This is a genomic window from Amycolatopsis sp. NPDC006125 (genome assembly GCF_040614195.1).
GTDB classification, from domain to species: Bacteria; Actinomycetota; Actinomycetes; order Mycobacteriales; family Pseudonocardiaceae; genus Amycolatopsis_E; species Amycolatopsis_E tucumanensis.
On the sequence record NZ_JBEXTZ010000162.1, the window covers coordinates 1 to 11,748 of the forward strand.

Below are 11,748 nucleotides of genomic sequence, written 5' to 3' on the forward strand. Positions count from 1 at the left end.
CTTTTTGATTCGGCTTCCTCCGTGTTCTACTCCGCAGTTCTACCCTCTTCCCCTTACTCCGGCGTCTCCGTTTCGGGGCTCTCGGGGCCCGGCGCCGCACTGCGCCGGCCGCCGGGTGCAGGCGCAGTGCGCCGACACCCGGCCGCGGGCCGCCGGGTGCAGGAGTTCCGTGTCCGGCTCTCCGGCTCGACTGGCTCCCCGGCTCTCCGGCTCTCCGGCTCGACCAGCTCGCTGGCGCGCTGGCTCGACCGGCTATTCCGGCGTTTCAGTTCCGGCGCTCCGGCCCGACGCCGCGCGGTTGCGGCTCTGGGCATTCCAGCGCTGGACGTTGCGGCCCTTCGCCCGCGGCCTTACGGCCTGCGGTGCTGTGCGGTCTCCCGGTGCTCCGGTCTCCCGGCGCTCCGGCTCCCGGCGCTGTGACCTCTCGGCCCTCCGGCCACAGCCGTCCGGCGCTCCAGCCTCGCGCCCCGGTGCGCCAGCGGGTATGCCCAATCCACGAGCCCGGCCGCGATCTCGCGGTGCACCCACCCACCCGCGATCGCGCCCGGACAAGGATTCGCGCCGATGCGCCGCCTCCGTCGGGCCGAACCGCGCTCAGGCCAGCTTGTGCAGCCGCTCGATCGCCTCGTCCAGCACCTCGTCCCGCTTGCAGAACGCGAACCGCAGCACGTGCCGCCACTCCGCCGGGTTGTCCGTGAACACACTCACCGGCACGGCCGCCACCCCGACCCGCTCCGGCAGCTGCCACGCCAGCTCGGCGGCGTCCGTGAAGCCCAGCGGCCGCACGTCCGCGCACACGAAGTACGTGCCGAGGCTCGGCCGCACCCTGAAGCCCGCCGCCGTGAGGCCCGCCGACAGCCGGTCTCGTTTGGCCGCCAGCGAGGTCCGCAGCGACTCCACCCACGGCAGTTCGTGGTCGAGCGCATGCGCGACGGCCGGCTGCAACGGCCCGCCGGACACGAAGGTCATGAACTGCTTCGCCGCCCGCACCGCAGCCACCAGTTCCGGGCTGCTGCACACCCAGCCGATCTTCCAGCCGGTGCAGTTGAACGTCTTGCCCGCGCTGGAGATCGACACCGTCCGGTCGCGCATCCCCGGGAACGCGGCCAGCGGTACGTGCTCGGCGTCGTCGAAGACCAGGTGCTCGTACACCTCGTCGGTGACCGCGATCAGGTCCCGTTCCCGGCACAGGTCGGCGATCGCCGACAGCTCCTCGCGCGTGAAAACGGTTCCCGTCGGGTTGTGCGGCGAGTTCACCAGGATCGCGCGTGTCGCCGGGGTGACCGCGGCCCGCAGCGCGTCGAGGTCGAGCGCGAACCGCCCGTCCGCACCCTCCACCAGCGAGACCACCCGCCGGGTCGCTCCCGCCATCGCGACCGCCGCCGCGTACGAGTCGTAATACGGCTCGATCACGATGACCTCGTCGCCGGGTTCGGTCAGCGCCAGCAGCGCCGCGGAGATGGCTTCGGTGGCGCCGGCGGTGACGAGGATCTCGTTGTCCGGGTCGTAGGACAGCCCGTAGCGCGCCCGGTGGCGTGCGATCGCCGCCCGCAGTTCCGGCCTCCCTGGCCCGGGCGGGTACTGGTTCGCGCCGCCGAACAGCGCGTTCTTCGCGGCGTCGAGCATTCCGGACGGTCCGTCGGTGTCCGGGAAGCCCTGGCCGAGGTTGACCGCTTCGGTGCGCACGGCGAGCGCGGTCATCTCCGCGAAGATGGTCGACGTGAACGGCCGCAGCCGGGGGACGAGAGCTGGTTCGCGCATAATGGCCGATCCTCACGGACAATGGGGTCGTGGAGCAACTGACCCCCGCTGACATCGGCCTTCCCCCGGTCCCGGACCAGGAGGGCAAGCGGCGGGCGCTGCGCCGGATGAAGCTGGTGGCGCTCGCCTTCCTGCTCGGCGCGACCGTGATCTTCCTGTTGACGACGTGGGCGCAGTCGGCCGGCTGGCCGGGCTGGGTCGGCTACGTGCGGGCCGCCGCCGAGGCGGGCATGGTCGGCGCGCTGGCGGACTGGTTCGCCGTGACCGCGCTGTTCCGGCGACCGCTCGGCCTGCCGATCCCGCACACCGCGATCATCCCCAGCAAGAAGAACATGATCGGCAGCAGCCTCGGCGAGTTCGTGGGCACGAACTTCCTGTCCGAGCACGTGGTCCGCGACAAGCTGCAGCGCGTCCAGGTCTCCCGGCGGTTCGGCGAGTGGCTGGCCAAGCCGGAGAACGCCGAGCGGGTCACCTCCGAACTCGCCACCGTCGTGCGCGGTGTCGTGACGGTGCTCAAGGACGAGGACGTGCAGGCCGTCATGGAGCAGGCGGTGGTGCGGCGGGTCGTCGAGCAGCCGTGGGGCCCGCCGCTGGGCAAGCTGCTGGAGCAGGTCTTCGCCGACGGCGCGCACTACAAGCTCGTGGACCTGATGTGCGACCGAGCGTACGAGTGGGTGCGCGACAACCACGCCACCGTGCTGCGCGTGGTTTCCGACCGCGCCCCGAGCTGGTCGCCCAAGTTCGTCGACGCGATGCTGGCCGACAAGGTGTACGGCGAGGTCCTGTCGTTCGCGTGGGCCGTGAAGACCGACGTCAACCACCCGATGCGCTTGGCCCTGGACAAGTTCCTCGGCGAGTTCGCCCAGGACCTCCAGAACGACGCGGAGACCATGGCCCGCGCCGAGCAGGTCAAGCAGCAGATCCTCGACCACCCCGACGTGCAGAAGCTGATCGGTTCGGCGTGGAGCACCGCGAAGGGCATGCTGCTCAACGCGGCCGAGGACCCGTCGAGCGAGCTGCGCCGCCGCGTCCGTGAGGGCCTGCGGAACCTGGGCGAGCGCCTGGTGTCCGACGAAGGACTCGGCGGCAAGGTCGACGGTTGGGTGCAGGGCGCCGCTGCCTACGTGGTGCGCAACTACTCCACCGAGATCACCACGATCATCACCGACACCGTCGAGCGCTGGGACGCGGAGGAGACCTCGCGAAAGGTCGAACTGCAGGTCGGCCGGGACCTCCAGTTCATCCGCATCAACGGCACCGTCGTCGGCGCACTCGCCGGCCTGGTGATCTACACCGTGGCCCAGCTGCTGTTCTGACCTACCGCGGCCCGACGGTTCCGGCCTGCACAGCGCGGCGTCAGGACAGCCGATGCCACGCCCGGCTGGTGGCAGCCAAGCGCGTCCGGCTGCCCCGCAGGACGGCGGAGGCGTGTTTCGGCAGCCGACACGGCGCAGCAGATGCGCTGACCTGCATCTTTCCGGGTTGTCCACAGGTGGACGAGTTGTCCACAGGTGTGCTGTGGGCAACTCCACCGGGTGTTCAGGCCCGGCGTTGGCGCCAGCTGCGCGCCTTCTCCCGGTTGCCGCACACCTGCATGGAGCACCAGGTGCGTGAGCGGTTGCGGGATTCGTCGTAGAACGCCCAGCGGCAGTCGTCCGCCGGGCAGATCTTCACCCGCGTCCACTGCCCGAGCACCGCCAACCTGGCGGCCGCGGCCATCACGGCACCGACCGCGTCGCGGGTGACCAGGGCCGGCCCGCCGACGGCCAGTTCGATCGTGACCGGAACCGCCAGCGGCGACGCGTCCAAGGTGTCGCCGACCGCGGCGCGCAGGGCCGTGCGGGCGGACCGCGCCGCGGACACCGGGCCCGCTTCCAGCCCGCGTTCATGGCTCCAGGCGCGCCACGAGGCTGCGTTCGTGAGCACATCAGTGTCGTCCTCCACGTCGAGGGTATTGAGGAAATCCACCACGAGGGACACGTCCGTCGAGCTCACGTCACCAGTGTAAGCCGGACGGTGGTTGCGGACGTGTCGCGTAACTTGCATACTCCTTTCACTGGTTATCCGCTTGCTGGCCGTTCGAGTGCTGGAGGAATCGCATGGGTGCCGTTCCGAAACTGGGCGCGATCGTTCTCGACTGCCCGGATCCGGTGGAGCTGGCCGGGTTCTACGCGCGGTTGCTGGACCTGCCGCAGCCGAAGGTGGACGACGACAGCTGGGTGGTCCTCGACGGTCTGGATGGAGTCCGGGTCTCCTTCCAGCGCGTCGAGTCCTACCGTGCGCCGGAATGGCCGGGGCAGGATGTTCCGCAGCAGCTCCACCTGGACCTGGACGTGACGGATCTCGAAGCGGCCCACAGCCGTGCCTTGTCGCTGGGCGCGAAAATGCTCGACGACGCATCGAGGTTCCGGGTCTACGCCGATCCGGCCGGTCACCCGTTTTGTCTCTGTGCCTGCTGACCTCCTGGAACAAGTAGTCGAGGGGCGCTGCTGGACCGGGTGGCCGATCCGGTCCGTGTCCCCCGGGCCTCACCTCTTCGCCGTCACGGAACACCAGTCCTGCTGGAGCCGTGTCGCGCCTTTCGCCGAGAGGCGACCGCTGGATCGCCCGCTCGAGCCCCCAGCGCTTGCCACTCCCACTCGCGCTGGGAGCGCTGTCTATACACCGGGTGTATAGACAGCGACTCTACACCGTGTGTATAGTCCTGTCCATGGCGATCGGACAAACACTTCTCGGCCTGCTCGAGGCGGGCCCCCGGCACGGCTACGAGCTCAAACGCGCGTACGACGAGCGTTTCGGGCACGACCGGCCGCTGCACTACGGGCAGGTGTACGCCACGCTGGCGCGCCTGCTCCGCAACGGCCTGGTCACCGAGAGCGGGGTCGAGCCGGGCGGTGGTCCGGAGCGCAAGAGCTACGCGATCACCGATGCCGGGATCACCGACGTCGAGCAGTGGCTCAGCACTCCGGAGAAGCCGGAGGCGTACCTGCAGAACACGCTGTACACCAAGGTCGTGCTCGCGTTGATGTCCGGTCGCGACGCGGCGACGGTGCTCGACACCCAGCGCGCCGCGCACTTGAAGGTCATGCGCGAGCTGACCCGCCGCAAAGTCGAGGGCGACCTCGCGGACACGCTGATCTGCGACCACGCGCTGTTCCACCTGGAAGCGGACCTGCGCTGGCTCGAACTGACCGCGGCCCGCCTCGACGAGCTCGCCGGGCAGGTGAAGGCATGAGCCTGCTCAGTGCCACCGGTCTGCGCAAGTCGTTCGGGCCCACCGAGGCGTTGCGTGGCGCCGACTTCGAGATCGACGCGGGGGAGATCGTCGCCGTCATGGGGCCGTCCGGGTCGGGCAAGTCCACGCTCCTGCACTGCCTGGCCGGGATCGTGCCGCCGGACGACGGCCGGGTCGTCTACCGCGAGCGCGACCTGGCGAGCCTGTCCGACGGAGACCGATCTTCGTTGCGCCGCAGCGAGTTCGGGTTCGTCTTCCAGTTCGGCCAGCTCGTCCCCGAGCTGTCGTGCCTGGAAAACGTCGCGCTGCCGCTGCGGTTGGGCGGGATGAAGCGCAAGCCGGCCGAGGCGTCGGCGCGGGCGGCTCTCGACCGGTTCGAGCTCGGCGACCTCGCCGGCAAGCGGCCCGGTGAGGTGTCCGGCGGCCAGGGGCAGCGGGTGGCGATCGCGCGGGCCCTGATCACCACGCCGAAGGTCGTCTTCGCCGACGAGCCGACGGGAGCGCTGGACTCCCTCAACGGCGAACGCGTGATGCGCCTGCTCGTGGCGGCGGCGAAGGAGCTGAGCACCGCGGTAGTGCTGGTCACGCACGACGTGCGGGTGGCGGCGTACTCCGACCGCGAGGTCATCGTCCGGGACGGCCGGACACCGGAGCGGGTGGCCGTCCCGTGAGCTGGCTCAACGACTTCGCGCTGGGCTTCCGGCTGGCCGTCGGGGGCGGCCGGACGTTCCGCGCCAACCTGCCCCGTCTGGTGCTGACCACGATCGGCATCGGTCTGTCGCTGGCGATGCTCCTGCTGCTCGCGAGCACGATCAACGCCCTGAGTGAGCGAAGCGACCGAATCGCCGCGCGCGAACCGGCGGCCGTGGACGGGCCCGCGTCGCTGTACCTGTCTTCCAACTTCACCCCGGTGGGAGACCGGACGTTGACGATCACCTGGCTGGACGCCGTCGGCCCGGACGCGCCGGTTCCACCCGGTCTGGTCGCGATCCCGCAAGCCGGTGAAACGGTCCTGTCGCCGGCGCTCGCGGAGCGGCTCGCGGTGGACCCGTTGCTGCAGCAGCGATTCCCGGGGCGCGTGGTCGGCACCATCGCACCGGAGGGGCTCGCCGGCCCGGACGAGTTGTTCGCCTACGTCGGCACCACTGGTATCCGTGCCGCGAACGGGGGAGTCGCGGTCACCGGTTTCGGGGCGGGCGGGGCACCGGACTCCTCGTCCCCGCAGCTAGTCTTCCTGCTGATCGTCGGCGTTGTCGTGCTGCTCATCCCGATGCTCGTCCTGCTCAGCGCGGCGAGCCGGATCGGCGGTGCGGAGCGTGAGCGGCGGCTGTCCACGCTCCGCCTCGCGGGCGCGCGGCGCGGGCAGGTGCACCGGATCGCCGCCGGCGAATCGCTGGCCGGCGCCTTGGCCGGCGGCGTGCTGGGCCTGGCCATCTACTTCGCGGTGCGGGGGTCGGCCGCGGGGCTGGAGTTCGAGGGGATCACCGTCTTCGGCCCGGACTTCGTGCCGGGCTGGCCACTGGGGGTGGTGGTGGCTCTGCTCGTCCCGGTGCTCGCGGTCGGGCCGGCTTGGTTCGGGTTGCGGCGGCTCGTCGTCGAACCGCTCGCGGTCCTGCGCAACGCGAAGCCGGAGCGCAGACGGCTGTGGTGGCGGCTGGTCCTGATCGCGCTCGGTGTCGTGCTTCTGCTGCCGGACAAGCTGCTGGGAGTGTCGTCCCGTCCGGCCAGCACCCTGCCGTTCCTGCTCGCCGGGTCGACGCTCCTGCTGATCGGCGTGCCCGCGGTCATGCCGTGGATCACCGACCTGGTGGTGCGGCGGATCCGGGGCGGGAGTCCGGCGTGGCAACTGGCCGTCCGGCGGCTGCAGCTCGACAGCGGCACGCCGAACCGTGTCGTGGCAGGCGTGGTGGTCGTGCTGGCCGGGGTCATCACGCTGCAGACGATGATCGGCTCGGCCGCCGCGGACGCGGATCGCGCTCGGGTCGCCACCGGGACCGGGACCGGGAACCTCAGCGTGACCGACGACGCTGAAGCGGAGGCGATGCGCCTGCTCGAGGGGACGCCAGGGCTGGTCGGCGCGTACCCGATCCAACGGCTGGCGGCGCGACCCTGGACCGGCGGGCCGGTGGAATCGCTGGTCGCGCCGTGCCCGGTGCTGGAGCACCTCTTCGGAACGTCCGGGTGTGTCGACGGCGCCGTGTACGTCGTGGCCGGGTCGGGAGTCCAGCCAGGTTCGACCATGACCGTGGACGAAACGCCGTTCACGGTCCCGGCGGAAGCGGCGACCATCTCTCCCGGCACCGCTGGCGTCGCCCACGGTGTCGGCCTGGCGGTGACGCCGGCAGCCGCGAGCGCGCAGCACCTGCCGGACGGCGGGCGGATGATCGAGCTCCTCCTCACTCCAGGCGAGACGGGTGCCCTCGACCGGGTCCGGGCCGCGCTCGGGCCGCTCGGGTGGCAGGCGACGGCGTACAGCGAGGACGAGTACTACGGCGGGGGGAACGATTTCCTGGCCGCGGTCGACAGGCTGCTCTACACCGGCGGTCTGCTGGGACTCGTCATCGCGGCGGTCAGTCTGCTGGTGCTGCTGGCCGGGCAGCTGAGCGAACGGCGGAGGGCCTTCGCGGCGATGCACGCGTCAGGTGTGCCGCTGCCGGTCCTGGGACGGTCACTGCTCTGGCAGAACGCGATCCCGCTGGTGTTCGGGGTGGCGGTCGCCGTGGCGGTGGCGATCGGCACCGGCGCCCTCCTCGTGCGGCTGCTCGGCGCGGACATCAGCCTGCACGTGGACGCGGGCTTCATCGGTGTCACCGCCGTGACGGCGGTGGTCCTGGTATTCGCGGTGACCGGCGCGGCGTTGCCCGCGCTCCGGGCGGTCACCAGAGTGGAGGCGCTGCGAGCGGAATGACGAGCTCCGGGCGGGAAACTGGCGGACCCCACTCCCCGCGGGCCGGATCATGCGTAGGGTGGCATACGTGATTTGTCCGAAGTGTCAAAACGTGATGCGGACCGTGAACAAGAACGGCATCCACATCGAGCAGTGTGAAGGCTGCCGGGGCATCTTCCTGGACCGCGGCGAGTTGGAGCAGATCGTGGGCGCGGAGAGCGCTTACTACGGCGGGCCCGCCGCTGCTCCGCCGCCGTACCAGGGGGCGGCCGGGCACACAGCGGCGTATCGGGACTCGCCGCGCCCGTACGGCGGCCACGGGCACACCGACTCGCCCCGGCCGTACCGGGGTGGGCACGGCTACTCCGATTCGCCCCGGCCGTACCAGGGCGGCGGGTACTACTCGGATTCGCCGCGCCCGTACGGCCACCGCGGTCACCGCAAGCGGAGCTTCCTCGAGCAGCTCTTCGACTGACACATGCCGGAAGCGATGCTGGATCCCCGCATCTGCCCTCGATGCGGGGACCTGGCTGAGGTCCCGGCCGTGGAGGGCGACGTCCGGTTGTGCCACCGGTGTGGTCACCGCTGGCCCTTCCGCCGGTTGCCGCTGTTCGCCCTGACCGGACCGAGCGGGGCGGGGAAGTCGACCGTCGGCCCGGCCCTGGTCGGGCGGCTCGGCGGGCGGGTCACGGTGCTGGAGCAGGACGTGCTGTGGGTGGCCGGCCTCCGCGACGACGTGAACGGGCACCCGACGTTCCGGGGCACCTGGCTGCGCATGGCCGCGATGGTGCACCAGAACGGCCGCCCGGTCGTGCTGTGCGGCACCGTGGTGCCCCCGGAGTTCGAGACGCTGCCCGAGCGTGCGCTGTTCAGCGAGATCCACTACCTCGCGCTGGTCGCCGAGTCGGAGGTGCTCGCCCGGCGGCTGCGGGCGCGCCCCGCCTGGCGCGGCTGGGACGAACCACGCATCGCCGAGATGCTCGAGTTCAACACATGGCTGCACAAGAACGCCGACACCCTCGACCCGCCGGTCACCCTCTTCGACACGACGACCGCGCCGCTCGACGCGAGCGTCGAGCACGTCGCGAGCTGGGTCGAAAGCCGGCTGCCGTAGCGCGACGACCGACGGTGGTCGCGACCGGCGGGCTGGATGCGGAGTGACCGAGGGCTGGGTGCTGTGGGCTCCGCTGTAGGCGCTGGGACGGCGCTCGCCGGTGGGGACTTGGCTGGCGGTTGGCGCGTGGGGGCGCTGTGCGCTGGCTATCGGTGATCGCTAGCGGGTGCGCCTGGTGGGTTGTCGGTGGTTGCTGGCGGGGTGCGCCGGGTGTTGGTTGCGGTGGCCGTTCTGGGGTGCACGGAGTGCGGGCCTCGTCGTTACGCGCGGGGAGTGCCCCGGGATCGCGGGGGTCGTCGCTGGCAGAGCGCGCCGCGGGCCAGTCGGCGGCCACGTGATCTATTGCAGCGGCCAGCGGTGGTCGCCGTCGGGGTCGTCCAGCCAGAATTCCTGGTGCAGGGGCGTCACCGTCATCCCGAAGCGCTGCCGGGCTGGCTTGCCGAGCGCGGTCCACCGCCGGTAGGCGGCCTCGGTCAGGTCCCACAGCCGTCGCGGGCCGCCCTGGGCCACCGTCGTTCGGTCGGCGTGCGTTGTCACCCGCGCCCAGGAACCGTCGCTGTGCAGGAGGAACGCGTCCTCGCCGCGGAACACCGGCACCACCCCCGGCAGCGCCAGCCCGGCGAAGAACTCGAACCGGCTCGACGGGTGCAGGACCACCTCCGCGGACAGTTCCGTGGGGCGCGCGGGCCCGGCGATCTCCGGCAGCGACGCCGGATCCGCGAGACGGTGCGCCCGCAGCGGCATGAACCGGCCGTCGCGGCTCAGCACGCGGCCCCGTGCGACCGGGCCGGGCATCACGATCAGCCGCACCAGGCCGGCGCCGATCGGACGGTTCAGGGTGGTCACCACGATCGCCCCGCGCGTCGCCTGCTCCAGCCACGCGATCGGCACCTCCGACACCGAACACGTGCACAACACGCGGTCGTACGGCGCACCGTCCGGCAAGCCTTCCGCGCCGTCCTGGACCGCGACCGTCGGGTGGTACCCGCACAGCGACAGGCGTTCCGAAGCGAGCCGCACCAGCTCCTCGTCCACATCCACTGTGGACACCAGCGACGAGCCGAGCCGTTCGGAGAGCAGGGCGGCGTTGTAACCGGTGCCGGTGCCGATCTCCAGCACCCGGTGCCCGCTGTGCACCGACAGCTCCTCGAGCATCACCGCCATGATCCCCGGCATGCTCGACGAACACGTCGGGTTGCCACGCACCACGCCCTCCCGGCGAGCGCGCTCCCACGCGCTCGGATCGCCGTCGAGCTGCGTGACCAGGACCTGGTCGGCGTAGACGTGGTCGAGCCAGTCCCCATCGGTGCGGTCGACGGCGCGCCAGCCACCGGGCTGGGATAGGAAGTACCGGGGCACGAAGGCATGCCGCGGCACCCGCCGGAACGCGTCCAGCCAGGCCGGATCGGTGATCATGCCGTCCCGGCGCAGCGACTCGGCCAGCTGGCGCCGGCGGCGTGCCGTGCTGTGCACACCCCCACCGTAACGGGTGACTCAAGTAACACCCGATGGTTGCAAGCAGGGTGCTTGCAATAGCTAGCACCCGCGCGTACCGTTGGAATCGTCGCGAGGAGATGGACTGACATGTCGGAGGACAACGGCCACGAGAACTCGGCGGGCGGACCGGTGGAGAAGGTCGCCGACATCGCCTCCGGGATCGGTGAGTACATCCGCCAGCAGCGCAACAACGCGAAGATCTCCTTGCGGCAGCTGGCAAAGCTCGCCGGAGTGTCCAATCCGTACCTGAGCCAGATCGAGCGCGGGGTGCGCAAGCCCAGCGCGGAGATCCTCCAGCAGATCGCCAAGGGGCTGCGGATCTCCGCGGAAGCGCTCTACGTGCAGGCCGGAATCCTCGACCTGCCCAACGGTGGACCGGTGACCGACGCGATCCGCGCGGACGCCGAGCTCACCGAGCGGCAGAAGCAGGTCCTGCTCGACGTGTACGAGTCGTTCCGCCGGGAGAACGCGGCGGCGGGCGGCGATCGAGGACAAGCAACCGTCATCGCCAAGGAGTGAGCACAATGCCCAGCACCAAGACCGCCATCGAACAGCTCCGCACCCCGCTGCTGGCCGCCCTGGGCGCCGGCAACCTGGCCGGCCAGGCCGTGGTCGACGCCGTGGGCAAGGCCCGCGAGCGGGTCGTCGAGGGCAGCGAGGTGGCGCGGAAGAACATCGAGGAGCTGCCGACCGAGGTGACCACCCTGCGGGAGAAGCTCGACCCGACCGAGCTGCGCAAGCTGATCGACGAGTACACCGAGGCCGCGCTCAAGCTGTACAACAAGCTGGCCGAGACCGGTGAGCAGGCGTGGGACAAGTTCCTGGCCGAGCCGCGCGTGAAGAGCGTGGTCGAGCAGGTCGAGGAGGCGCTGACCACCGCGCAGGAGCGGGTCGGCGAGGTGAGCACCGAGGCGCGCGAGAAGGTCGAGGACGTGCTCGGCCTGGTCGCGAAGCGGACCCGCGCCGGTGGCGAGAAGGTCGCCGAGGCGGCGGACGACGTCGCGGACCGGATCGAGGACGAGGTCAAGGAGGAGCAGGCCAAGCCGGCCCCCAAGACCGCGACGACGAAGGCCCCGGCCACCCGCCGGAGCACGACGCCGGCCAAGCGCCCGGCGAACGCGACCACGCCGAAGACGACCAAGTAGGTTAAGCCGCACGCCCGGGTGGGCGGCCACCATGCACGAGGCGCATGGCTGGGCAGCCACCGCAGGCAACTCGCAAAGCCCACCGGCCGCGCCGAGCAGTGCTCGGCGC

12 protein-coding genes are annotated in these 11,748 nt (G+C 71.1%); 9 read left to right on the forward strand and 3 right to left on the reverse strand.

The features are described from left to right. Window positions 1-594: 594 nt before the first annotated feature. On the reverse strand, window positions 595-1,761 hold the full coding sequence (locus ABZ193_RS41525) for a pyridoxal phosphate-dependent aminotransferase (protein WP_020419546.1): 1,167 nt from the start codon (window positions 1,759-1,761) through the stop codon (window positions 595-597). A gap of 29 nt (window positions 1,762-1,790) precedes the next feature. Between ABZ193_RS41525 and ABZ193_RS41530 the strand changes: the two genes are divergently transcribed. Beyond that, window positions 1,791-3,077: a DUF445 family protein gene (locus ABZ193_RS41530; RefSeq protein WP_237336262.1), complete on the forward strand. Its 1,287-nt coding sequence runs from the start codon at window positions 1,791-1,793 to the stop codon at window positions 3,075-3,077. Between the two features lie 223 nt (window positions 3,078-3,300). Here ABZ193_RS41530 and ABZ193_RS41535 read toward each other — a convergent pair whose 3' ends face one another. Then, window positions 3,301-3,756, reverse strand: a complete 456-nt coding sequence (locus tag ABZ193_RS41535) for a CGNR zinc finger domain-containing protein (protein ID WP_237336261.1) — start codon at window positions 3,754-3,756, stop codon at window positions 3,301-3,303. 104 nt (window positions 3,757-3,860) lie between these two features. On the opposite strand from ABZ193_RS41535, the gene ABZ193_RS41540 reads away from it, so the two are divergent. The 6 genes from ABZ193_RS41540 to ABZ193_RS41565 all read left to right on the forward strand — a co-directional run bounded on the left by ABZ193_RS41540 (window position 3,861) and on the right by ABZ193_RS41565 (window position 8,997). After that, complete coding sequence (locus ABZ193_RS41540) at window positions 3,861-4,220, forward strand: VOC family protein (RefSeq protein ID WP_020419549.1); 360 nt, start codon at window positions 3,861-3,863, stop codon at window positions 4,218-4,220. A 251-nt stretch (window positions 4,221-4,471) separates the two neighbouring features. Then, a complete protein-coding gene (locus ABZ193_RS41545) occupies window positions 4,472-4,996 on the forward strand; it encodes a PadR family transcriptional regulator (protein ID WP_020419550.1) in 525 nt (174 codons plus the stop codon). Beyond that, window positions 4,993-5,667 carry an ABC transporter ATP-binding protein gene (locus tag ABZ193_RS41550; protein WP_237336260.1) on the forward strand — a complete coding sequence of 225 codons (675 nt, stop codon included), beginning with the start codon at window positions 4,993-4,995 and terminating at the stop codon, window positions 5,665-5,667. Before ABZ193_RS41545 ends, ABZ193_RS41550 begins: the two co-directional genes overlap by 4 nt. Further along, a complete protein-coding gene (locus tag ABZ193_RS41555) occupies window positions 5,664-7,904 on the forward strand; it encodes an FtsX-like permease family protein (RefSeq protein ID WP_237336259.1) in 2,241 nt (746 codons plus the stop codon). Before ABZ193_RS41550 ends, ABZ193_RS41555 begins: the two co-directional genes overlap by 4 nt. A 49-nt stretch (window positions 7,905-7,953) precedes the next feature. Beyond that, window positions 7,954-8,358, forward strand: a complete 405-nt coding sequence (locus tag ABZ193_RS41560) for a zf-TFIIB domain-containing protein (protein WP_272882432.1) — start codon at window positions 7,954-7,956, stop codon at window positions 8,356-8,358. A gap of 15 nt (window positions 8,359-8,373) precedes the next feature. Continuing rightward, window positions 8,374-8,997: an AAA family ATPase gene (locus ABZ193_RS41565; RefSeq protein ID WP_237336258.1), complete on the forward strand. Its 624-nt coding sequence runs from the start codon at window positions 8,374-8,376 to the stop codon at window positions 8,995-8,997. Window positions 8,998-9,336: 339 nt separating this feature from the next. On the opposite strand, the gene ABZ193_RS41570 is transcribed toward ABZ193_RS41565, so the two are convergent. Beyond that, the gene (locus ABZ193_RS41570) at window positions 9,337-10,470 is read right to left on the reverse strand and encodes a methyltransferase domain-containing protein (RefSeq protein WP_354714251.1); all 1,134 of its coding nucleotides are present in this window, start codon (window positions 10,468-10,470) and stop codon (window positions 9,337-9,339) included. A 111-nt stretch (window positions 10,471-10,581) separates the two neighbouring features. Between ABZ193_RS41570 and ABZ193_RS41575 the strand changes: the two genes are divergently transcribed. Together ABZ193_RS41575 and ABZ193_RS41580 are read left to right on the forward strand one after the other, a co-directional pair. After that, a complete protein-coding gene (locus tag ABZ193_RS41575; protein ID WP_020419556.1) occupies window positions 10,582-11,013 on the forward strand; it encodes a helix-turn-helix transcriptional regulator in 432 nt (143 codons plus the stop codon). 5 nt (window positions 11,014-11,018) lie between these two features. Then, entirely contained in the window at window positions 11,019-11,639 is a 621-nt protein-coding gene (locus ABZ193_RS41580) for a membrane protein (protein WP_020419557.1), read from the forward strand. The last annotated feature ends 109 nt before the right edge of the window (window positions 11,640-11,748 follow it).